The sequence below is a fragment of the Thiothrix lacustris DSM 21227 genome, from assembly GCF_000621325.1.
Taxonomy (GTDB): Bacteria; Pseudomonadota; Gammaproteobacteria; order Thiotrichales; family Thiotrichaceae; genus Thiothrix; species Thiothrix lacustris.
In genome coordinates this window covers 1-23,952 of the sequence record NZ_JHYQ01000012.1, presented here as the reverse complement: position 1 = coordinate 23,952, position 23,952 = coordinate 1, and the positions used below count along the sequence as shown (strand labels likewise).

Annotated in this window: 19 protein-coding genes; 12 read left to right on the top strand and 7 right to left on the bottom strand. The window is 50.6% G+C overall.

The features are described 5' to 3' along the window. Positions 1 to 44: 44 nt before the first annotated feature. The 7 genes from Q394_RS19300 to dnaA all read right to left on the bottom strand — a co-directional run bounded on the left by Q394_RS19300 (position 45) and on the right by dnaA (position 9,729). Positions 45 to 554 (bottom strand): hypothetical protein, encoded by a 510-nt coding sequence (locus Q394_RS19300; RefSeq protein ID WP_051542907.1) that lies wholly within the window; start codon positions 552 to 554, stop codon positions 45 to 47. Continuing rightward, complete coding sequence (gene xth / locus Q394_RS0106005) at positions 551 to 1,318, bottom strand: exodeoxyribonuclease III (protein ID WP_028488479.1); 768 nt, start codon at positions 1,316 to 1,318, stop codon at positions 551 to 553. Before xth ends, Q394_RS19300 begins: the two co-directional genes overlap by 4 nt. Beyond that, positions 1,315 to 3,366: a M3 family metallopeptidase gene (locus tag Q394_RS0106000; RefSeq protein ID WP_038140694.1), complete on the bottom strand. Its 2,052-nt coding sequence runs from the start codon at positions 3,364 to 3,366 to the stop codon at positions 1,315 to 1,317. The genes xth and Q394_RS0106000 overlap by 4 nt, the downstream gene beginning before the upstream one ends. Continuing rightward, entirely contained in the window at positions 3,363 to 5,795 is a 2,433-nt protein-coding gene (gene gyrB / locus Q394_RS0105995; protein WP_028488477.1) for a DNA topoisomerase (ATP-hydrolyzing) subunit B, read from the bottom strand. Before gyrB ends, Q394_RS0106000 begins: the two co-directional genes overlap by 4 nt. A 30-nt stretch (positions 5,796 to 5,825) precedes the next feature. Next, positions 5,826 to 6,920 carry a DNA replication/repair protein RecF gene (gene recF / locus Q394_RS0105990; protein WP_028488476.1) on the bottom strand — a complete coding sequence of 365 codons (1,095 nt, stop codon included), beginning with the start codon at positions 6,918 to 6,920 and terminating at the stop codon, positions 5,826 to 5,828. An 18-nt stretch (positions 6,921 to 6,938) separates the two neighbouring features. Next, positions 6,939 to 8,048, bottom strand: a complete 1,110-nt coding sequence (dnaN, locus tag Q394_RS0105985) for a DNA polymerase III subunit beta (RefSeq protein ID WP_028488475.1) — start codon at positions 8,046 to 8,048, stop codon at positions 6,939 to 6,941. Positions 8,049 to 8,307: 259 nt separating this feature from the next. Continuing rightward, the gene (gene dnaA / locus Q394_RS0105980) at positions 8,308 to 9,729 is read right to left on the bottom strand and encodes a chromosomal replication initiator protein DnaA (RefSeq protein WP_028488474.1); all 1,422 of its coding nucleotides are present in this window, start codon (positions 9,727 to 9,729) and stop codon (positions 8,308 to 8,310) included. A 235-nt stretch (positions 9,730 to 9,964) separates the two neighbouring features. Between dnaA and rpmH the strand changes: the two genes are divergently transcribed. The 12 genes from rpmH to Q394_RS0105915 form a co-directional block, all read left to right on the top strand. Further along, a complete protein-coding gene (rpmH, locus tag Q394_RS0105975) occupies positions 9,965 to 10,099 on the top strand; it encodes a 50S ribosomal protein L34 (RefSeq protein WP_028488473.1) in 135 nt (44 codons plus the stop codon). Positions 10,100 to 10,106: 7 nt separating this feature from the next. Beyond that, positions 10,107 to 10,511: a ribonuclease P protein component gene (gene rnpA, locus Q394_RS0105970; protein ID WP_228291405.1), complete on the top strand. Its 405-nt coding sequence runs from the start codon at positions 10,107 to 10,109 to the stop codon at positions 10,509 to 10,511. 26 nt (positions 10,512 to 10,537) lie between these two features. Continuing rightward, on the top strand, positions 10,538 to 12,202 hold the full coding sequence (gene yidC, locus Q394_RS0105965) for a membrane protein insertase YidC (protein ID WP_028488471.1): 1,665 nt from the start codon (positions 10,538 to 10,540) through the stop codon (positions 12,200 to 12,202). 13 nt (positions 12,203 to 12,215) lie between these two features. Continuing rightward, positions 12,216 to 13,556: a tRNA uridine-5-carboxymethylaminomethyl(34) synthesis GTPase MnmE gene (gene mnmE, locus Q394_RS0105960; protein WP_028488470.1), complete on the top strand. Its 1,341-nt coding sequence runs from the start codon at positions 12,216 to 12,218 to the stop codon at positions 13,554 to 13,556. 24 nt (positions 13,557 to 13,580) lie between these two features. Next, on the top strand, positions 13,581 to 14,117 hold the full coding sequence (locus Q394_RS0105955) for a ProQ/FINO family protein (protein ID WP_028488469.1): 537 nt from the start codon (positions 13,581 to 13,583) through the stop codon (positions 14,115 to 14,117). Between the two features lie 77 nt (positions 14,118 to 14,194). Beyond that, positions 14,195 to 16,411, top strand: a complete 2,217-nt coding sequence (locus Q394_RS0105950) for a type I restriction-modification system subunit M (protein WP_028488468.1) — start codon at positions 14,195 to 14,197, stop codon at positions 16,409 to 16,411. Then, complete coding sequence (locus Q394_RS0105945) at positions 16,411 to 17,754, top strand: restriction endonuclease subunit S (RefSeq protein WP_028488467.1); 1,344 nt, start codon at positions 16,411 to 16,413, stop codon at positions 17,752 to 17,754. The genes Q394_RS0105950 and Q394_RS0105945 overlap by 1 nt, the downstream gene beginning before the upstream one ends. Positions 17,755 to 17,757: 3 nt before the next feature. Then, positions 17,758 to 18,771 (top strand): hypothetical protein, encoded by a 1,014-nt coding sequence (locus Q394_RS0105940; RefSeq protein WP_028488466.1) that lies wholly within the window; start codon positions 17,758 to 17,760, stop codon positions 18,769 to 18,771. A 1-nt stretch (position 18,772) separates the two neighbouring features. After that, positions 18,773 to 19,222, top strand: coding sequence for a type II toxin-antitoxin system death-on-curing family toxin (locus Q394_RS0105935; protein ID WP_028488465.1), 450 nt, complete (start codon positions 18,773 to 18,775; stop codon positions 19,220 to 19,222). Next, positions 19,222 to 22,347, top strand: a complete 3,126-nt coding sequence (locus Q394_RS0105930; RefSeq protein ID WP_038140691.1) for a type I restriction endonuclease subunit R — start codon at positions 19,222 to 19,224, stop codon at positions 22,345 to 22,347. Before Q394_RS0105935 ends, Q394_RS0105930 begins: the two co-directional genes overlap by 1 nt. Positions 22,348 to 22,806: 459 nt before the next feature. Continuing rightward, entirely contained in the window at positions 22,807 to 23,634 is an 828-nt protein-coding gene (locus tag Q394_RS0105920; RefSeq protein ID WP_028488463.1) for a replication protein, read from the top strand. 32 nt (positions 23,635 to 23,666) lie between these two features. Further along, positions 23,667 to 23,952: MerR family DNA-binding transcriptional regulator (locus tag Q394_RS0105915; RefSeq protein WP_038140689.1), on the top strand; the 286-nt coding region annotated here is incomplete at its 3' end.

The following is a 23,952-nucleotide window of genomic DNA, read 5'->3' as shown; positions in this document are numbered from 1 at the left end:
GCAAGAGGGTTTTTACGCCTGACGGAGCAGGGACAAGCGTTGGATTATTTTTCGAGCAACTGTTGATTGAAAGGTTTTACGGGTGTGCTGCTGAATGTTTCAAAAGGAATCTTCGCCTGCACTTTGGCATCCGGTGTCAGTGCCTCCAGCGTTGCCAACCATTGCATCTTTTCGAGGGTACACACTGGCAATATCAGCTTGCCACTAAACTGCCCCGTTGATGCTGCTTGCAAATCAGCGTACTGGTAGCCCATGAACATATTCACGCCCTCCACCGTCAGACGGATGCTACTCACCTTGGGCAGCCCCGTGGTTTCTGCCTGTACCCTCAGTTCTTCCATCAGTGGAATGCTGGCGGGGTTAATGCTGAAACGAATGCTACGCCCATTGGCATCAGCCGCCGTACACGCCCCCTGACGCAAATCACAGGGCGATTGCAAGGCCAATTCGATGGTTGGCAAATTGCCTGTGGAAGGTGAACGCCCATCCAGCAGCAGCTTACCCGCTACTGTCAGGCCAAACACCAACACCGCAACCAGCAAGTAAACCTTCACGCCGCAAACACCGCTACTACTGGCGTATGGTCGGAAGGTTTCTCCCAGGTACGCGGTTCACGCTCAATCACGCACGACTGGCACACAGCCACCAATGCTTGGCTAGCGAGAATCAAGTCGATCCGCAAGCCGTGGTTGCGTCGGAAACCACCCGCACGGTAATCCCACCAGCTAAAGCTTTTCTCCGCTTGCTCAAACAACCTAAAGGTATCCTGCAAACCCAGCGCCTGAATCGCCTGTAACGCGGCACGCTCCGAGGGAGAGCAGAGAATACCTTCACCCCACGCCGCCGGGTCATGCACGTCGCGGTCTTGCGGGGCAATATTGAAATCGCCCAACACCACCAACTTGGGGTAAGCCGCCGCTTGTTGTTGCAACCATGCGGTGACTTTCGCCAGCCAGTCGAGCTTGTAGGCGTATTTGTCGGAACCGACTTCAGCACCGTTCACCACGTACAAATTCACCACCCGCACCCCGTCAAGGGTGGCGGCGAGAATGCGGCGTTGCGGGTCATCCAGACCGGGAATATCAGTCACCACTTCTGTGGCAGGTGACTTGCTGAGGATGGCTACACCGTTATAGGTTTTCTGCCCGGCAAATACTGCGCTGTAACCTGCCGCTTCCAGTTCCGCCACGGGGAACTGCTCATCCACCGTTTTGGTTTCCTGAATCGCCAACACATCAGGTTGCGCGGCAGCCAACCATTGCAGTACATGCGGCAGGCGCACCCGTAGCGAATTCACATTCCAGGTCGCGATTTTCATGCCGTCAGCCCACTATGGCGCAGTAAAGCATCCACTTCAGGCTTACGTCCCCGGAAGGCCACGAACGATTCCATCGCCTTACGTGAACCACCCACCTGCAACACTTCCTGCAAGAAGGCTGCACCGACACCAGCGTCGAACAAGCCTTCTTCCTCGAAGCGGGCAAAGGCATCAGCCGACAGCACTTCCGCCCATTTGTAGCTGTAGTAGCCTGCGGCATACCCACCCGCAAACACGTGGCTGAAGCTGTTGGGCATCCGGTTGAAAGCAGGGGGCTTGATGACCGCCACCTGTTCCAGCACTTCCTGACGGATGACTTCCAACCGACCGGGTTCTGCTGCCTGCGGGTCAAGGTGTAAGCGCATGTCAAACAGTGAAAACTCCAATTGGCGCACGGTTGCCATTGCCGTTTGGAAGTGCCGCGATGCCTGCATCTTTTGGAACAAGGCTTCCGGCAAGGCTTCGCCGGTTTGCCAATGGGCGGCAATCATGTCCAGCACGCTGCGTTCCCAGCACCAGTTTTCCATGAACTGGCTGGGTAGCTCAACCGCATCCCATTCCACCCCGTTGATCCCCGCAACATCCGGGTAATCTACTTGAGTCAACATGTGATGCAAGCCGTGCCCGAATTCGTGGAACAGCGTCACCACTTCGTCATGGGTAAACAGCGCAGGCTTATCACCCACTGGGGCACTGCTATTGCAAGTCATGAAGGCTACCGGAATCTGCAAGCCATCCGCCCGCAAGAAGCGCCCACAGAAATCGCTCATCCACGCCCCGCCGCGTTTGTGCTGACGTGCATACAGGTCAAGGTAGAAACACGCTTGCACTGTATCGGTACGGTCATACACCAGATAGAAACGTGCATCCCGATGCCACAAATCAATGTGCCCGGTCTGTTGCTCAATGCGTACTCCGAAGAGTTTTTGCACCAGTGCAAACAAACCGCTGATCACCCGGTCAGCCGGGAAGTAGGGCTTGAGGTCTTCTTCGCTGAAATCGAAACGTGCCTGTTTCATCTTCTCGCTGACGTAACCCACATCCCACGCCTGCACATCCGCCAGCCCTAGTTGTTCGCGGGCAAAGGCTTCCACTTCGGCAAATTCGGTTTCAGCAAACGGCTTGGCTTTGCGGGCAAGGTCATCAATGAAATCGAGCACTTGCTGAGGACTTTCCGCCATCTTGGTGGCCAGTGACAATTCGGCGAAATTGGCATAGCCGAGCAGGGCAGCTTCTTCCTGACGCAAACGCAGAATGTCGCGCATCACCTGGGTATTATCCCAATCCGCATTCGTGCCCAGTTCAGAGGCACGGGTCGTGTACGCACGGTAAACTTCGGCGCGTAACTCGCGATTATCGGCATAGGTCATGATGGGGAAGTAGGACGGGAATTGCAGGGTAATGACCCAGCCTTCCATGTCACGCTGTTTCGCAGTTTGCGCAGCCATCTCCAGCGCGGAGTCGGGCAAACCTGCCAGCGCGTTCACATCCAGAATTTGCTTGGTCCACGCATTGGTGGCATCCAGCACATTATCCGAAAAGCGTGAGGTCAGTTGTGACAGCTCCTGACTAATCACCCGGAACCGTTCTTTCTGTTCAGCAGGCAAAGCCACCCCGGAGAGTTTAAACCCCAGCAAGCTGTCATCCAGACTTTTTTGTTGGGCAGCATCCAGCCCGGCTTCGTCACTGCGGATGGTTTGGATCGCCTGATACAACCCTGCATTCTGCCCTAACTCGGTGTGGTAATCACTCAAGCGTGACAGGTTGGCATTGTATTCCTTACGCAACTCATCGGTGTTTGCCACAGCATTCAGATGGCTGACAGGCGACCACATCCGCTCCAGACGGTTACTGGTTTCATTCAGTGGTGCAACCAGTGTGTTCCACGTGAAACCTGTCGCGCCATCTAGCGCTTTCGCCAGCCACGCTCGGTTATCCTGCAACACCACATCTAATGCAGGGGTGATATGTTCCGGCTTGATTTGCGAGAACAGTGGCAGTTTGCTGATATCCAGCAAGGGGTTTTCTTGTTTCACGTGAAACCTCATACATCCAGATTGGAAACAGACAACGCATTTTTTTCGATGAAATCACGGCGTGGTTCCACCTCGTCGCCCATCAGCATGGTAAACACTTCATCGGCGGCAATCGCATCCTCAACACGCACCTGCATTAAACGCCGGGTTTCGGGGTTCAGCGTGGTATCCCATAATTGCTCAGGATTCATTTCACCCAAACCTTTGTAGCGGCTGATCTGCAAACCACGATTGGCTTCCTTCATCAACCATTCCACTATTGCGTCGAAACGCTGGGCTTCGTATTTGCGTTCACCGCGCACGACTACCGCACCTTCACCCAACAAACCATCCATTTCGCGGTTGGTTTTGATCAGCAACTTGGTTTCCGGCATCAGGAAGAAATCGCGGTCGAGCATAATGCGGTGGTCAAGGCCATGCTGACGACGATTCACCTCCAGTGCCCAAGCACTGTCGTCAATTTTATTTAAGTGCGAGGTGTAAGTGCGAGCACCATTGTCGGCTGCATTCATGGTAGCAACTGCATTACCTACCCACTCAGCAAAAGATTCCGCACTAACGCTGCTGATGTCCTCTGAGGATGGCAGATTCTCAAACAATAAAGCTTCCAACAGATTACGATCATAACGACGGGATAAGCGGGCAATCACTTGTTTAGCAGCATTGTATTGACGCATCAATGTTTCAAGCGCTTCACCACTGATCGCGGGGGAATGCGCATTTAGATGCAAGTTGGAACCATCCAGCGCCAATTGCAGCAAGTAACGCTCCATCTCGTTGTCGTCCTTGATGTATTGCTCTTGCTTGCCGCGCTTGGCTTTGTACAAGGGCGGTTGCGCAATATAAATGTAACCACGCTCCACCAGTTCCGGCAATTGCCGATAGAAGAACGTCAGCAGCAAGGTGCGGATGTGTGAACCATCCACGTCCGCATCCGTCATGATAATGATGCGGTGATAACGCAATTTGTCGATATTGTATTCTTCGCGCCCGATCCCGCAGCCCAAGGCAATAATCAGCGTACCCACTTCTTGTGAGCTGATCATCTTGTCGAAACGCGCCCGTTCTACGTTGAGAATTTTACCCTTAAGCGGCAGGATAGCTTGGGTACGACGGTCGCGGCCTTGCTTGGCGGAACCGCCCGCTGAGTCCCCTTCCACTAGGAACAGTTCGGACAGTGCCGGGTCTTTTTCCTGGCAGTCCGCGAGTTTGCCGGGTAAGCCCGCAATATCCAGCGCCCCTTTACGACGCGTCATTTCACGGGCTTTACGCGCTGCTTCACGGGCGCGGGCGGCTTCGATCATCTTGCCTGCAATCAGCTTGGCTTCGCCGGGGCTTTCTAGCAGGAACTCGCCGAGGCGTTCGTTCATGGCCGCTTCGACAATGCCTTTGACCTCTGAAGACACCAGCTTGTCTTTGGTCTGGGAGGAGAACTTGGGGTCAGGCACCTTAACCGACAATACGGCGGTCAAACCTTCACGAGCATCATCACCGGTCGGGCTGATCTTTTCTTTTTTCGCTAATCCAGCACTTTCAATGTAGCTATTGAGGGTGCGGGTGAGGGCAGCGCGGAAACCGGATAAATGCGAACCGCCATCACGCTGTGGGATGTTATTGGTGTAGCAGAAAATGTTTTCCTGATACGAATCATTCCATTGCAGCGCCACTTCCACGCCCACGTCGTCGCGTTCAGTGGTGAAGTAAATGATGTTGTTATGAATCGGTGATTTGTTGCGATTAAGGTGGGCAACGAAAGCTTTAATGCCACCTTCGTACTCAAAGATATCCTCACGGCCTTCACCTCTGCGGTCGAGCAAATGAATGCGCACCCCGGAATTGAGGAACGACAGTTCGCGCAAACGCTTAGCAAGGATGTCGTAATGGAATTCGGTCAGCGCAAAAATCTCGGCACTCGGCCAAAACCGTACCGATGTACCCGTGCCTTCGGTATCACCAATGATCGCCAACGGCGCTACCGGATCACCGAGCTTATACATTTGCTGGTGCAACTTGCCGTTGCGGCGGATGGTCAGTTCCAGATTGGCAGACAGCGCATTGACCACGGAAATGCCCACACCGTGCAAACCACCGGAGACTTTGTAGGAATTATCGTCAAACTTACCGCCTGCGTGCAATACCGTCATGATGACTTCGGCGGCGGAACGGCCTTCCTCTTCATGCATGTCGACTGGAATGCCCCGTCCGTCATCCGAAACCCTGACCGAGCCATCACTGAACAATTCGACTTTGACTTCCTTGCAGTAACCAGCCAGCGCTTCGTCGATGGAGTTATCCACAACCTCGAATACCATGTGGTGCAAACCGGTACCGTCATCGGTGTCGCCGATGTACATGCCGGGGCGTTTGCGTACCGCTTCCAAGCCTTTGAGTACTTTAATATTCGAGGAATCGTAGGTTGGTGGGATGGTTGGTTCAGTCATGTCTTTTCCATTGTTGCTGTCATGGGGTGGTTAGCTTTCTGCAAACACTTGCCCGTGTTTCACCTGAAACACTTTAGCGGCATTCACCCAGTTCTTCATGGGTTGGTGATGGGTACTGGTTATGATTAATTGTTGCTGTGCTGTCTGCAAAGTATTGTACAACGCTTGTTGGTTTTGCTCATCCAATTCTGAGGCCAGATCGTCAATCACGATTATACCGCGTTTTGTGGTGTCATCGGCAATGGCATGACTTTGAGCCAATAATAAACCAACCGCGAGGATTTTGAGTTGTCCACGTGAAGCGACCCGTAACGCGGGAATACCTTCTAGCAGAATATGTAGATCGGCACGGTGTGCGCCGTACAGGGTGAAACCTTGCTTCAATTCTTGTTCGGTTTTTTCGCTGAAAAATTGAGCTAACTGCTGCTCATCCTGTGGATAAATCCCGGCGGGAAAACCACTGCTGAGTACAAGCTGCGGCACAAGGGCTGTGAGTAACTCTGCACAACCCTGTAATGCGGCATTGAGCGCGGTTAGAGCATCTTGTCTGTAACGCCACAGAATCGGCTGTAAGGCGATCAACTGCCGAGTCCACTGAGGTAGGGCTTGACGTTGTTTAGCGTCGCGTAGGCAAGCATTGCGTTGCTTTAAGACCCGTTGGTAGTTACGCCACGCCATGTTGAATTCAGTAAAGCGATAAAAGGCTATCCAATCCAAAAATGCCCGGCGTGTCGTTGGGCTACCGGTGAGTAATTCAACGGAACCTGGATGAATCAGGGTCAATGGTACGTGTGCGCTTAATTCTGCTTGCTGTTGTACATCGGCGTGGTTGATACGAATGCGTGTATTTTCAGCACTTTTAGTTATCCCCAGTGGATAACTTTGCAGGATAACGCCCTGTTCAACACTGGCAGCAACCGTTAGTTCGTTTTTTCCACGAGTAATCACCTCGGCTATCCGTGGCGTGCGGAACGAACGTCCGCGTGATAATACGGCGAGCGCCTCTAGTAAACTGGACTTACCAGAAGCGTTATCCCCATACAGAACATTCACGTGTTCGGTTAACGCCAACTCTGCACTGTGGATAACTCGACAATGTTGGACGTTAAGACGACTTATCCACACCCTAATGGCTCTCGTAGTTTATAAACGGATGGGCATAATAACATTACGCACTGTCTCATCATCAGGGTCTGTGAGTAACACACTGCTTTCGGGTGAGTTGCAATGTAGGCGTAGGGTTTCACCACTTAAGTGGTTCACGGCATCCAGCAAATAGGTAACATTGAAACCAATGCTGAAATCTTTACCTGTGTAATGCACATCCAATTCATCGGTAGCAACTTCTTGCTCAGGATTATTGGCTTCGATTTTTAAGCGATTTTCACTTAAGGAGAGGCGCACTCCCCGGAATTTCTCATTGGAGAGAATAGCGACCCTGCTAAGGGTATCTTTAAAGGTTTTACGATCAAGATCCACTTGAATTTGTCCACCACCGGGTACAGCCGCACGATAATCAGGGTAACGACCATCTACGAGTTTTGTGGTAAAGCGTAAGTTATCCAGTTGTACGCGTAAGTGATTTTGGCTGCTTTGTAGCTGTAGGGGTACTTGGCAATCATTGCGTAACAAGCGAGAGAGTTCTAAGACACCTTTGCGAGGAATGATCAATTGTCGACTCTGTTCAACGCCAGGCATAGCCATGGTATGGAAACACAGGGATAAACGATGCCCATCCGTTGCTACAGTACGAATGCCATCAGGATTTACTTCGAGCAATAAGCCATTGAGGTAATAGCGTACATCCTGATTAGCCATCGCATAAGCGACGCTTTCCAGTAAATGCTTTAACAAGTTTTCTGGTAATGACAACGTGTGTACATCACCAATGTCTTCCAATTCTGGAAATTCTGTAGCAGGAAGGGTTGCTAACTCAAAACGACTACGTCCTGAGGTGACACGGGCACGTTTATCGTTTTGTACCTCGATATTGACAATACTTTCTGCTGGTAGGGATTTGCAAATATCAGCCAATTTGCGAGCTGGAAGGGTTATTTCACCGTCTGTACCATCGATGATGGGGTTGTTGGTGGCAATTTCCAATTCCAAATCCGTACCACGCCAGAATGATTGATTACCTTGAATGCGTAGCAGTACATTTTCCAGAATAGGTGCTGTGTGTCGTTTCTCGATAGCGCCCAGTGTTGCCTGTAGGGATTCGAGTAAGTGTTCGCGTGTTTGGATCAGTCTCATTACTTAATATATCTTAAAGTATTTAAAAGAATAGTCATAATAGTAAGGGAAAGAGGTTTCTGTGGATAACTTCCGTATTCCCTTGATTTTAAATCACAAAATGACTGTTTTTTAGTGGTGATAACTTGTTAACAACCCTATGTAAAACCTGTGCATATCTTGTGGATAAGTTTTTGGATAAAGTTATCCACAGCTTATTCACAGGGTTATCCGGGTACTTATGCACAGCTTATTCACAGGATGATTGTGGTATTTTCGCTCAACTGGTTAGGGTTCTAAACAGGATGCGGTACTCTTCTTCTATCTTGGGATCAGACTCTCGCAACTCGACGACTTTTCGGCAGGCGTGTAGTACGGTGGTGTGATCGCGGCCTCCAAACTCTTCACCTACTTCGGGTAAGCTATGGTTGGTTAGCTCTTTGGAGAGAGCCATCGCTATTTGGCGTGGTCGAGCGAGTGAACGCGCTCGACTTTTGGAATCCATGTCGGTGACCCGTAGGTTGTAGTATTGGGAGACTACCTTCTTGATGTTGCTCATAGAAATCATTTTGTCTTGGCTAGCCAGTTGATCTCGTAGAGCATTTTGTACGAAATCCATGGTGATGTTGCTAACACATTTCAAACGCATACTGGCGATGACTCGCTGTAATGCGCCTTCTAGATCACGAATATTGGAATGGAAGCGTTTACCAATAAAAAAACTGACATCGTTGGGTAAACGTAATCCTGCGTCCTCTGCTTTTTTTCGTAGGATTGCGACACGCGTTTCTAGATCTGGAGATTCGATTTGTACGGTTAATCCCCAGTTGAAGCGGGTTTTGAGGCGGTCTTCAATACCTTCAAGGTCACGAGGGTATTTATCACTGGCTAAAATGATGCGTTTGTGTCCTTCTAGCAGTGCATTGAAGGTATGGAAAAATTCTTCCATGGAACGGTCTTTACCCGCAAAAAATTGAATATCATCAATTAATAACGCATCTAAATTACGGTAGTGTTGCTTGAATTCATCCATGCGTGAGTTACGTATGGCGGAAATCATGTCATTCACAAAGCGTTCTGCATACACATAGATAACGCGAGCACCCGGCTCACATTCCAAAATACGGTTGCCGATAGCGTGCATCAAGTGTGTCTTACCCAAACCAACGCCACCGTAAATGAATAGCGGGTTATAGCTTGTATCAGGTTGATTTCCCACTTGTTGTGAGGTTGCACAAGCTAATTGATTGGATTTACCTTCGACGAAGTTGTTAAACGTCATGCGTGGATTGAGTGCATTGGTAAAACGTTCACTGACCGGTGCTGAAACGGCATTAGCGGCTTGAGACGGCAGTGGTGATGCCCATTGATGGTTTGCTGGCGGACTAGGCGGTGCTACATAATCAGGTTTTATGTACGTGACTTGTTGCATCGCTGGAGGGAACAGCGAGGGTGGAGCCGTCGGGGCTGATGAACCAATTTGCAACATCACATCAAATTCATTGTCGCCGGTGATGATGCGTGAATGGAACAGGATGCGTGGCAAATATTGCTCATGGACTTGTTGTAAAACGATGGTATTGGGGGCTAGCAGGTAAAGCGCTTGGCGCTTCTCAACCGCGTGCAAGGCTCGCAGCCACGTATTGATCTCGCTGTCAGGTACTTCCTGTTCGAGTTGCTGTAAACATTGTTGCCAGAGCATAGAAAGACGGTTCCAAAGTGGTTGAAACGGTTTGAAGGCGTGGTATTGGAACAGGCAATTATAGACGCGCTGCAGAGTTATCCACAAGCACAAGCTCTAAGCATTGCTTGATTACAGTGTTGACAAAACCGAGGTAATCCCTTAATGTGCCTCACCTTTTTGGCTGTCCGTAAACCTGTAAAATTTTTGAGGAACGGTCAGTACTTAACTTACATGTATTAACTGGTGACTTGTCATGAAAAGAACCTTTCAACCGAGCAAAATCCACCGCGCCCGTACCCACGGTTTCCGCGCCCGTATGGCTACCGCAGATGGTCGTAAGATCCTGAGTGCTCGTCGTGCCAAAGGCCGCGCACGCCTGATTCCTTAAGATTATTTTGGATGCAGGTTCACCAATTGCTGAAAGTTTCCCGCGCTGTGTTCGCCTGACCCGTGGGGTTGAATTCCAGCGGGTTTTTCAGCAAGGTAAACGTCTGCACGCCAATGGTCTGAATGCTAGAGCCGCCGCCAACACGGTCGGCTTTCCGCGTTTGGGGATGGCGATTGCTAAAAAAGCTTTACGGCGTGCCCACGAACGTAATCGTATTCGGCGGTTGGTGCGGGAAAGTTTCCGTCACCATCAAGCGACCCTACCGGCGGTGGATTTGGTACTGATGTGCCGCTCTGATGTCCTGACGATGAGTAACGCTGAACTTTTCCAGCAACTGGAAGGTTTATGGTTACGCCTGCACAAGCTATACTCTGCCGATCTGGGCAAACCCAATGAGACTGCCCTACCCTAACCGTCAATAACCGGATTGCATTACCCATGGATTCGCAACGTCCTTTCTTGTATCTCACCCTGTTATTCATGCTGTTCTTGATTTGGACAACGTGGCAACAGGATCATGCCCCCAAACCCCCTGTATCTGCTGCCAGTAGTACTCCAGCGATGGTCAATAGCGCTGGGCAAGAGGTTCCAGCACAAGGTATGCCTACTGCGCTGCCTGGACAAGCTGCTCCACTGGCTGCTAATGGCATTGTTGGTCAAACGGTGACTGTGCGTACCGATACGCTGGTGCTGAAAATCAACACCCGTGGTGGCGAAATTCTGGAAACCGATTTGCCGACCTACCCGATAAGCCTCGATACCCCTGACAAGCCAGTCAAAATCCTTGATCTGAACGGGCGTAACTACGTGGCTCAATCCGGTTTACAGCATCAAGTCATTGAAGGGCTGGATGCTAAGGCGTTGGCTCCTGACCATTTGGCGACTTATACCGCTGCACAAACTGATTATACCTTGGCGAATGGTCAGGATGAGTTGGTCGTGCCGTTGACATGGCAAGGTGCGAATGGCATTACCATTACCAAGCGGTTTGTGTTCAAGCGCGGCAGTTTCCTAGTAAACGTGGAACATGAGGTTAACAACCAGTCCACGAATATTTGGAGTGGTACAGAATACCGTCAGCTCAAGCACGGCTATACCTCAGCGGGTGGTAGCCTGCTGGGTGGGGTACAGGCGTATGTAGGCGGTGCTTATTTCCACGAAGGTAAATACACCAAGTTGTCGTTTTCAGATCTGGATGAAAAGCAGGTTAATGAAACGGTCAATGGCGGCTGGGTGGCTATGCAGGAACACTATTTCATCAGTGCCTGGATTCCTCAGCAGGATCAGGAAACCCAATACTACAGCATGGTCGTTCCCAGCCAAGGTGTGAAAGGCTATGTGTTGGGGATGCGCAGTGCTGTTCAGCAGATTGCTCCGGGTGCTAGCGGTGTGTTCAAGTCAGGTTTCTATGTAGGGCCGAAAGATCAGGATACGCTGGCAGGCATTGCTGCTGGTCTGGATTTAACGGTGGATTACGGCATTTTTGCCTTTATCTCCAAACCGATTTTCTGGCTGATGCAGCAGATCCACAACGTGGTGGGCAACTGGGGTTGGACGATCATTTTCCTCACTGTCCTCATCAAACTGGCGTTCTTCTACCCCTCGGCGATGAGCTACAAGTCGATGGCAAAAATGAAGGCGGTGTCACCGAAGCTCAAGGAACTCAATGAGCGTTACGCTGATGATCCGCAAGGCAAACAGAAGGCGATGATGGAGATTTATCGCAAGGAAAAGATTAACCCATTGGGTGGTTGTTTGCCGATGATTATCCAGATTCCAGTATTCATGGGTTTGTATTGGGTGCTGCTGGAAAGCGTGGAATTGCGTCAGGCACCGTGGTTATTGTGGTACAAGGATTTGTCGATCATGGATCCGTGGTACGTGCTGCCACTGATCATGGGCGCATCCATGTATTTGCAACAGAAGCTCAACCCGCCACAGGTTGACCCGATGCAGCAGAAAATCTTCCAGTTCATGCCGATTATTTTCACGGTGATGTTCCTGTTCTTCCCGGCTGGTCTGGTACTGTACTGGGTAGTGAACAATATTCTGTCGATGGCTCAGCAATGGTACATCAACAAGAAAATCGTGGGACATGCTTAAGAGGTAAGGTTGCATGTGGAATAATCCTGACACCATCGCTGCCGTAGCCACGCCGCCGGGGCGCGGTGGGGTTGGGATTATCCGCATCTCCGGCCAGCTCGTTCCGGCGCTTGCCACTGCGATGCTAGGTGCTCTCCCTGCCCCGCGTCAGGCGGTGCACCGTTTGTTCAAGGCTGCCGATGGTACGCCGCTGGATGATGGTATCGCGCTGTATTTCCCCGCCCCCCATTCCTTTACTGGCGAAGACGTGCTGGAACTGCAAGGCCACGGCGGTACGGTCGTGCTCGATATGTTGCTCAAGCGCTGTCTGGAACTAGGGGTAAGGCTGGCACGACCCGGCGAATTTTCCGAACGCGCCTTCCTCAACGACAAGCTGGATTTGGCACAGGCGGAAGCCATTGCTGACCTGATTGATTCGGGGTCGGAACAGGCGGCACGCTCGGCGCTGCGTTCCCTGCAAGGCGAGTTTTCCACGGCGGTGAATACCCTGCTGACTGGCCTGATTGAGCTGCGGGTGTACGTGGAAGCGGCGCTGGATTTTCCCGATGAGGAAATCGACTTTCTGGCCGATGCGGCTGTCACCAATCGTCTGGAAACGATCAAACAGCAATTACACACGATTTTCCTGAAAGCCCGCCAAGGCAGCTTGCTGCGTGACGGGATGCATCTGGTGATCGTGGGCAGGCCGAATGCAGGCAAGTCCAGCCTGTTGAACGCACTGGCGGGGCAAGAAACCGCGATTGTTACCGAAATCGCCGGAACCACCCGTGATGTGCTGCGCGAACGCATTAACCTCGACGGAATGCCGTTGCACATTGTTGATACTGCCGGTTTGCGCGACAGCGACGACCCGGTGGAAAAGATCGGCATCGAACGTGCTTGGGCTGAAATTGCCAAGGCCGATTTGATCCTGCTGCTGGTCGATGACACTAGCCATGATGAACCGGAGAATGCGGCGATTCTGGCGCGTTTACCGCCTCACCTGCCGCGTATTACTGTGCATAACAAGGTGGATTTGAGTGGCAAGCAACCCGGCAAGCAAGGCGAACACCTTTACATTTCTGCTAAACAATCTTTAGGTATTGAGGAGCTGCGGGCAGAACTCAAAACCCGCATGGGCTATCAGGGCGAAGCGGAAGATACCTTCATCGCCCGCCGCCGCCATTTGCAGGCATTGGCAGAAACCCAAGCGGCTGTGGAACGGGCTGAATACCAGCTACGCGAATTCAACGCGGGGGAACTGATGGCGGAAGAATTGCGTCAGGCGCAGGATACGCTGGGGCAGATTACCGGCAGGTTCACGCCAGATGATTTGTTAGGCGAGATATTCAGTTCGTTTTGCATTGGCAAGTAATCCAGCGGATGGCGAGAATCAACCATGACCGACGAAAAGCCCCGTAAAACGCTGTCTATTACGCGCAAACCTGTCAGCTCTACGGCGGTAGAACAGGATGGCAAAGCGCCTACGGGCATCAAACGCACGGGAAAACGCATCATTACCCGTGACCAATTGCCCCAAGCTGCACCCGCGAAACCTAAGCCATCCAAGCCGAAACCCAGCAAAGCCAAAAAGCCACCGCGCAAGCCAGTTAGAAAGTTGGTTACTCCGCCTTCGGTGGTGCGGGCGCGTGAATTGAATGATTCGCTGAATGGGTTTGCGGTGTGGCTTCAGCGTCAACCGTTGGCGTTGGGGATCGAAAAGCAGGTCTTTCGCTACATTGCCGAGCATCACTTGAGTGCGTCCAAACGGGTGGTGCAACGCTTGCTGTATACGCATACGCACCGACGTGACTATTTGCAAGCGGTGGCAGCGGGCGGGATGCGTTACGGGCTGGATGGGCAGGAAGCTGAAGCGATTACGGCGGCAGAACGTGATTATGCAGGGCAGATGCTGGCAAGCTCTTCCCTGTTGTAGGCTGCTTCTTAGCTGTTGCTGCATTTTCGTCTGCAATCGCGTATATATAAACCTCCTTCATTTTTGACTTATTCCCCATGTCCGAAAACACCCTGAACAACCACAGTGATCTTGTCTGGAAAATTGCCGAAATACTCCGTGGTACTTATCGCCCACCGCAATACCGCCGGGTAATGATCCCCATGATCGTGTTGCGCCGTCTGGATTGTGTGCTGGAAGCGACGCGGGAACAGGTGAAGGCTGAACTTGCCAAGCCCGTTTACCAGTCCATGCCTCCCATCCAGATTGAAGAGACGATTAAGAGAAAGCTGGGGATTCCCTTCCACAACCGCAGTGACTTCAGCTTCAAGAAATTGCTGGATGATGCGGACAAGCTGGAAACCAACCTCAACAAATTCATCAGCAGTTTTTCGGTGACGGCGCGGCGGATTCTGGAAAAGTTTGAGTTCGACAAGGAAATCACCAAGATGGAGGATGCCAACCGCCTTTTTGAGGTGGTCAAGGCATTTGCCGATATGGATTTGCACCCTGATCGGCTGAGTAATCTGGAAATGGGTTATATCTTCGAGGATTTGGTCAGGCGTTTCAACGAACAAGCGAACGAAGAGGCGGGGGATCACTTCACCCCCCGCGAAGTCATCAACCTGATGGTGAGCTTGGTGTTTGCGAGTGGCGGGGATCAAAACAAGGTTTTTGAAGACGAGAAACTCATTACCGTGTATGACCCGACTTGCGGAACAGGCGGCATGTTGTCCGAGGCGGAAAAATTTATCAAAGCGATGAATAGCAAAGCCAATATTCGACTGTACGGGCAAGAATACAACGCCGAATCTTACGCCATTTGCGGTTCTGATCTGATGATTAAGAACGAGCCAACCCAAAACATCGTGTATGGCGATACCTTGGGAACGGGGCGTTCTAAGCCTGACAGTGATTTTGTGGATGGTGATGGGCATCCCAACCAAAAATTCCATTACCTACTGGCGAATCCGCCGTTTGGGGTGGAGTGGAAAAACCAGAAAAACCACGTTACCGCCGAATACGAAAAAGGTAGCTTCAATGGGCGTTTTGGGGCGGGTTTGCCGCGCATCAATGATGGGGCATTGTTATTCTTGCTGCACATGATTTCCAAGATGCGGGCGGTGAAAGATAAGGATAACGGCGCACGCATTGCGGTGGTGTTCAATGGTTCGCCCTTGTTTACCGGCGATGCGGGCAGTGGTGAAAGCAATATCCGCCGCTGGATCATAGAAAATGATTGGCTGGAAGCGGTGGTGGGATTGCCCGACCAGTTGTTTTACAACACCGGCATTTATACCTACGTCTGGATTCTCAACAATAACAAAGCACCCGCGCGGCGCGGTAAGGTGCAACTGATTAACGCTACCCAATTCTTTGTGAAAATGAAGAAAAGTTTGGGCAACAAGCGTAATGAAATTGGCAATGGGCAGGGCAACAAACCCGATCATATCGCGGAAATCACCCGCATTTACAACGCTTGCAAGGACGATGATACCCGTGTGTTGGTGGTGGGTGACAAGCCGATCAAGGTGAGTAAGGTGTTCCGCAATCAGGAGTTTGCTTATCTGAAACTGACGGTGGAGCGTCCGTTACGGCTGAATTTCCGTGTGGATGCTGAACGTCTCCAGCGGTTCAAGGATGGCAGCTATTTTAGCGGGCTGGCGTTGTCGCAGAAGCGTAAGGATTTGCAGGGGCAGTTGGCAGAGATTGCAGCGGGCAAGCAACGGCAGGCAGACATTTTATCCGTGCTGGTGGGGATGAAGGTGGCGTTTGCTGACGGTCAGTTGGTGATGGATCGTGTCGAATTCAGCAAGCAACTGAAAGCGGCGTTTACCAAAGCGAAAGTAAAAACCGATGCGGTGTTGTTGAAAGCGTTGCTGTTGCCGAATGCGTTGGGGGAACGTGACCCGCAAGCCAAGCCTTGTATTGCCAGCCTTGGCGGGTTTGAGCCAGACGCGGATTTGCGCGATACCGAACAGGTGGCATTGCCGCCGGATGTGACCTTACCTTTGCCGATTGGTTATAACGAAAAGGATAGCAAGAAAGCGCTGATTGCGTTGATTAAGGCGCATTGCAATGATTACCTCAAGCGTGAAGTGTTGCCGTACCGTGCGGATGCGTGGATTGATTTTGAGAAGACCAAAGTCGGCTATGAAATCCCTTTTACCCGCCATTTCTACGAGTACCAAGCTCCGCGTCCGCTGGCGGTGATTGGGCAGGAAGTCAAAGACCTTGAAGCCGAAATCGCCCGGATGCTGGAAGGAGTCATCTAATGGACTACCCCGCGTATCCCGTCTACCGCAAATCCGGCATCGAATGGCTCGGCAAAATCCCCGACCACTGGCAAATATTGCCAATCAAGCGGTTCACACTAATAAAAAGAGGCGCATCTCCACGACCAATAGATGATGAAAAGTATTTTGATGATGATGGTGAATATGCTTGGGTGCGAATCGCGGACGTAACAGCTAACAAACACTATTTGAAAGAAACAACACAGCGTTTGTCTGATTTAGGTAAAAGCTATAGTGTTCCTTTGGAAAGTGGACAGCTTTTCTTAAGTATTGCCGGTTCTGTTGGCAAACCAGTGATCAGTAAAATAAAGTGCTGTATTCATGATGGTTTTGTTTATTTTCAGGGTTTAACGCAAGAACCAGAGTTCTTATATTACATCTTTGAAAGTGCGCAGCCTTACTTAGGGCTTGGCAAGCTAGGTACACAACTAAACCTGAATACTGATACGGTTGGAGGAATAAATATTGGTCTACCTTCAATTGATGAACAACAAAACATCGCTCAATTTCTTGACCACAAAACCCAGCAAATCGACCAGCTTATTGCCAAGAAAAAAACCCTGATCGACAAGCTCAACGAGCAGCGGATTGCACTGATTACCCATGCCGTGACCAAAGGCTTGAACCCCGCTGTAACGCTGGAGGATTCTGGCGTTGAGTGGCTGGGCGAAGTGCCGAAGCATTGGGACGTAGTAAGGCTGCGTTATATCACTGAGAAAATAACCAGTGGTTCAAGAGGCTGGGCACAGTATTTCGCCGATGAAGGCGAACAGTTTTTGAGAATTACAAACCTCAGTAGAAAATCCATCAGCTTGCTTGAAGATGATATGAGACGGGTTAATCCACCAGAAGGAACAGAAGGCGAGCGAACCAAAACGCAAGATGGTGACATTTTGGTATCCATTACGGCTGATTTAGGCTCAATCGCTGTTATTCCTGAAAACTATGAAGCCAGCTATGTTAGCCAACACATAGCTTTGGTGCGTCCTGAACCGAAGCAATTTGACTCAAAGTGGATAGCTTATTGCTTATTCTCCCATGCGGGTAAAGCGCAATTATTGGGAGCGGGTTACGGTGGTACAAAGGTTCAACTGGGTCTAGCGGATATTAAAGAGGTGTATGTACCTATCCCCCCTTTGCTTGAACAAACCCAAATTATTGAACAGCTCGTTGAGCAAATTGACCGGGTTGATCGGATGGTGGAGTTGAATCGGGAGACGATTGATAAGCTCAAGGAGTACCGGACTGCGCTGATTACGGCGGCGGTCACAGGTAAAATTGATGTACGGAAGTGGCAAAAGATGGAAACCAAAGGGGCGTGAGTGATGGCTAAAGACTTAACAAACTCAGGGGTTGAACGGCAAAATATCTTAAACAATCACTATGCCCTAAGCAAAGCTGAAGAGCATCTTGGATTGGGAGGCATTGAGTTTAAAGGTGAGTATGTTTTCACCAAACAACAGGTGATGGAATTATTTGCTATCAGTGACGCAACGGTAGAGCGTTATATCTCGGCACATAGCGAAGAGTTGAGAAGCAACGGCTATACCTTGCTGAAAGGTAAAAACTTAAAAGAATTCAAAGGCATATATGATGTTACCCTCACCAATGAGGGTAGCAAAGTATCCTTGCTTGGGGTGTTCAACTTCCGTGCTGTGCTAAATTTGGCCATGTTATTGACCGAAAGCGAACGAGCGAAGGCTATCCGTAGTCGCTTGCTGGACATCGTGCTGGATGTGTTGGCTGAGCGAGTGGGTGGAAAAACGACCTATATTAACCAACGTGATGAACATTATCTGCTAGCCGCTTATCAGGAAGAGGGATACCGCAAGCAGTTCACCGATGCGCTGGATAATTTTGTCGAAGGTAATCAGTACAAATATGGGCGTTTCACCAATCTTATTTATCAAAGCATCTTTCGTGAAAACGCTGCTGAATACCGCCAGATTTTGAATCTCAAGGAACATAATGGCACACGAGAAACCATGTATTCTGAGGTTCTGACCCTGATCGCTAGTTATGAATCCGGTATCGCCCATGAGCTTGAACGTGAATCCCAAAGTCTTGGGCGCAAGTTGACACAAAAAGAAACGGCTGCCCTGTTCAAGAGCTTTGAAGCGCACCCATTATTCAAGCCATTGATACTCAATGCCCGTACCAAAATGGCGAGCCGTGACTTATGTTTTCGGGACGCTCTCCATCAACGTCTTGAAGCTTACATCCAGTCTGTTCCCCAAGGCGATTTTGAGCGGTTTCTGGGAGAAACCAGCAAGTCGCTGGAGGAGCGCTTGAGTGACCCGGAAACCTTGGCGGTTTTCAAGCGTCTGAAGGATCGCTGAAATGGATGACTTGCCCATTTTCTACTTCGATCTTATCCATGCCATTGAGGTTCACGATTGGATTATTGAACAGTCTGGTGGTTTGCAAGGAATACGTGATCTGAATCCGCTGGAGAGCGTTCTCAACCATATCCAGAATGATGACTACTATCTCGGTATGATTCCTAAACTGACCCACCTAGTGTTTTCCATCAACAAGTTTCATGCCTTCAATGATGGTAACAAGCGTTCCAGCATTGCCTTGGGAGCCTATTTTCTGGCGTTGAATGGCTATGACTACTGCATCAAAAAATTCGTGCTGGAAATGGAAAACATAGCGGTTTGGCTGGCTGACGGTAAGATTAGCAAAGACTTGCTAGAGCGTATTATCGAATCCATCCTACTAGAAGCTGATTACAGTGAAGCCCTCAAATTAGACATTCTGGATTGTTTACAACGAGGGGAAGCTTGATGCCAGCCGGAAAAACCCATACCGAAGACCGTTTTGAAGCCGCCATTGACGCGGATTTGCTGGAATTAGGCGGTTATGTCCCTGATAACAATCCCTATGACAAAGCTTACGCCTTCAAGCCTGATAGCGTGCTGCGTTTTATCGAAGCGACCCAACTCAAACAATGGCAAGCCTTCCGGCGTATCCACGCTGACAACAGCCGTAAGCACCTGCTAGAAAGCCTGCATAAGGAACTTGCCAATAAGGGCATGTTGCACGTCTTACGCCACGGTTATAAGTGTTTGGGCAGGCCGTTTCGGGTTGCCTACTTCGCCCCCAATAACCAACTGAACCCGGATACGTGGAAGCTGTATGCTGAAAATCACCTCAGTGTTACCCGCCAGCTTTATTTCAGCGAACAGGACAGCAAATCACTGGATATGGTGCTGTTCCTGAACGGCTTGCCTATCGCCACGCTGGAACTCAAAAATGAAATGTCGGGTAGCGAAACGGTGGAGGATGCGAAAAAGCAGTACAAAGAAGATCGGAACCCCAAGGAATTGCTGTTTACCTTCAAACGGCGGGCATTGGTGCATTTTGCAGTGGATACCACTCAGGTTTACATGACCACCGAACTGAAGGGTAAACAGACCCATTTCCTGCCGTTCAATCGTGGGTACAAACACGGGGCAGGTAATCCCCCCGTGGAAAATGACTATGCCACGGCTTACCTGTGGCGTGAGGTGTTAGCGCGTGACAGCCTGTTGTCGATTCTCGGCAAATTCATGCACCTGCAAGTGGAAGAGAAAAAGCTGTATAGCCCGACAGGGATTACCCGCATTCAGAAAGAAATGCTGATCTTCCCGCGTTATCACCAACTGGATGTGGTGCGTAAACTGGTTGCGCATACCCGTGCGGTGGGTGCGGGGCGTAATTACCTGATCCAGCATTCTGCCGGTTCGGGGAAATCCAATTCCATCGCATGGTTGGCGCATCATCTGGCAAGTTTGCACAATGCCGCCGATGAAAAGATCTTCGATACCACCATTGTGGTCACAGACCGGCGGGTATTGGATCAGCAGTTACAGAAAACCATCTACCAGTTTGAACACAAGGAAGGGGTCATCAAGCGCATCGACGAAGATACCCGCCAATTGGTGGATGCGCTGACCAGCCACACCCCCATTATTATCAGCACTTTGCAGAAATTCCCGTTTGTAGTCGAAACCATCGACAAGCTCAACAAAGAAAAGGCTAAACAAGTCGATGGTGATAAAGGGGCTTATCAGCCGTTGCAGTGGAGTACCAAGGACAAACGTTTTGCCGTGATCGTGGATGAGGCGCATAGTTCCCAGACTGGCGAAAACGCGATGGATTTGAAAGGTATCCTCAATCAGGAGGGTATTCAGGAAGCCGCCCAGCAGTACCTAGAAGCGCATTACGATGAATACGGCGATGTGGAAGGCGATATTGACCCGCTGGAATCCGCCGTGCGTACCATGATGAAGCGCGGTAAGCAGGAAAACATCAGCTTTTTCGGCTTTACTGCCACCCCCAAATACAAAACCAAGCATATCTTTGATGAGCCGGGGGTAAGTGGTAAAGCACCGTTTCACGAATACACCATGAAACAGGCGATTGACGAGAAATTCATCCTTGATGTGTTGGCGAATTACACCACTTACGACACGTTTTACCAGCTCAAACTGAAAAGCGAAGATGACCCGGAAGTGGTGCGCACCCCGACCACCAAGGCATTGATGCGTTTTGCATCCTTGCACCCAACGGTCATTCAGCAAAAAACCGAAATCATGATTGAACATTTCCGCCAACACGTCCGGGCTAAAATCGCAGGACGTGCCAAGGCGATGGTGGTGACGGAATCACGCTTACACGCGGTACGCTACAAACGCGCGTTTGATGCTTACATCCAGGAAAAAGGCTATACCGATGTGCGTACCTTGGTTGCCTTTTCGGGTACGGTCAATGATAAGGATATTCCCGGCAGCAGCTTTACCGAAGTGCAAATGAACAAGGGCATCAAGGAACAGGAATTACCGGAACAATTCGACAGCAATGAATATCAAGTATTGCTGGTGGCAGAAAAATACCAGACGGGCTTTGACCAGCCGTATCTGCACACCATGTACGTGGATAAGCGCCTATCAGGGATTCAGGCAGTCCAAACCCTGTCACGCTTAAACCGGACTTGTGCGGGCAAAACCGATACCTTTGTGTTGGATTTCAGGAATAAAACCGACGACATCTACAAGGCATTCAAACCCTTTTACGAAGTCACCCAAGCAGAAGATTTGCTGGATGCGCAAAAGCTCTATGACTTGCAGCATCAGGTGATGGAATACTGTTTATTCACCGTGGACGATACCTTGAGTTTTTACCGCTGCTTTGACCCGCTCAAAGATAAAATCAACCCGAAAGACCACGCGAAAATGAATAGCTTGCTAGACAAAGCTGTCGTGCGTTTTGGTGCGTTGGAGGAAGCCCAACAAAATCAATTCAAAAGCCAGTTGGTCAATTTCCGCAATACCTACGCTTTTCTGTCACAAGTGATCCCGTTTCAAGATCAAGAGCTGGAAATGTTGTACGTCTATGCCCGCTTTCTGCTAACCAAATTGCCACGCCGCCCCTTTGCTGATACCGAGCGTGTTGATGATTTGGTTGACCTTGAATTTTATCGCGCTGAGAAGCAGGAAGCACAGCGTATCCAACTGAATGATGGCAAAGAGGCTGACCCATTGAAAGCACCTACCGATGTGGGAACGGGCGGGGGGAAAGATGAACGGGTTGCCCTATCGCGCCTGATTGACTTGCTGAATGAGCGTTTCGGTGGTGATTTTACCCAAGCGGATGAGCTTTTCTTCAACCAGATTCAACAGCAGGCAGTGGAAGATACTACCCTGCAACAAGCCGCTAAGGTCAACAGTTTCGAGGACTTCAAAAGCCTGCTGAAGGATGCCTTGAATGGGCTAATTGTCGAGCGCATGGATGACAATGAAGCCCTGTTTGCCCGTATGATGGCTGACGAAGAGTTCAACTCAACTGCCTTCGACTGGATGGCAGAACGGATTTATCATCAACTGGATAAGCCTGAAGGTGATGGGGATGATCCGACTGATGCAACATAGTAATGGTGCGGGGCTTTTTTTCCTTGTTCTTCCCCATCAAGAACCAACGTTCACCGAATCCGTGATTGCAGCCCGGCGAATTCTGTCCTATTCTAAAAAGGCAGCCCGACCAACGGGCAGCAACAGCAAAATTCTGGGACTCATTTCCCAACTTACGGCGGCAACACCGCCACAGCGACGCAGGCGGTTTTTTTATGCCTGTAGACTACGCACCATCGGTTTTGCCGGGTATGCGTGGACTACAACACCGCCATAGGTGGAAATAAGCGCGTCGTTTCCGTAAGGACGAAATGAATACCCGGCAACTTTGCCCAATCATTGAAAACTTACTTACGGAGTCATGCCGATGACCGCTAACCCTATGGGCGCATTGCGTCCTGCCCATGGCTATCTGCCAGCTTTCCCGCGTGTGCCAACCGCCGCCCGTCAACCCCAACATGGCGTATTGGGGGGTAAAGCATGAGCCTTGCCCGTGATTTGATTGATGCAGCATTGGCAGCGGATTTGACGCAAAACGAATTGCGCGTCTTCCTTGCCCTGTTCCGCCAAACGCTATGCTACGGCAAAACCGCCGACCCCTTGACCCTGAAGCGCTTGGCAACCCTAACCGCCATCCGTAAAGATCGGCTTGCCCCGGCGATTGCTGGCGTAACCGACAAAGGTTTGTTTGCGGCGCAACCTCACCCCGCGTTTGAGTTTGAATACCGCATCCCGGCGGATTTTCTGGCAGCGTACCCCGATGGTTTTTTTGTGCCTGCCCTTCCCAAAAATGGGGAGGCTTTCCGTTTTTCGGGCGAAACTTCCGAAAAATGGGAACATACATCTATATACCTTACTCCTCCCAACCTTACTCCCACTACTACGCCACCGCCTGAAATGCCCTTGCCCTATCCCGCCAGTTTCGACGAGCCAGAGCGCAAATCCGCCGCCCGCATTCTCGATGGTTTGACCCCGAACCATGCGCGGGATTGCCTGCTGTTGCTTGCCACGGCAATGGCGGCAGGCAAAGTAAAATCCCCCTTGGGCTATTTGCACCAACTCGCACAAGCCGCCCGTAACGGTACGCTGGATTGCAGCGCATTACAGGCACACCAACAAGCTGCCCAACACCGTACCGATACCGACCGCAACGCCCGTTTACGCGTCTTGCTGGAGGATATACGCGGCCTCGATGCGCTGTTTGCCCATGCCGGTATACCGATGGATGTGATGACCGCCGCCAAGCGAGCGGCATGGATAGCGGAATACAACACGCTCCGGCAGGAGGGGTTTGAACAGTTCGATTAAAATCTAATTAAATCTACTCTATACTAATCAATATGAATAGATTAGTCCCGATCAGTGAAGCCTCAAAACTCCTTGGTGTGTCAGTTCCCACCCTGCGCCGCTGGGAAGCGGAAGGTCGGTTAATCCCAGAACACACCTCCGGTAACCACCGCCGTTACGATATGTTGAAACTCAAGCCGGAGCTATTCCGTGCCACAGAAGATAGCCGTAAGACGCTTGCCTACGCCCGCGTATCCAGCCACGACCAAAAAGACGATTTGGAACGCCAAAAGCAAGTGCTGGAACTCTATTGTGCCCAACAGGGCTGGACGTTCGAGC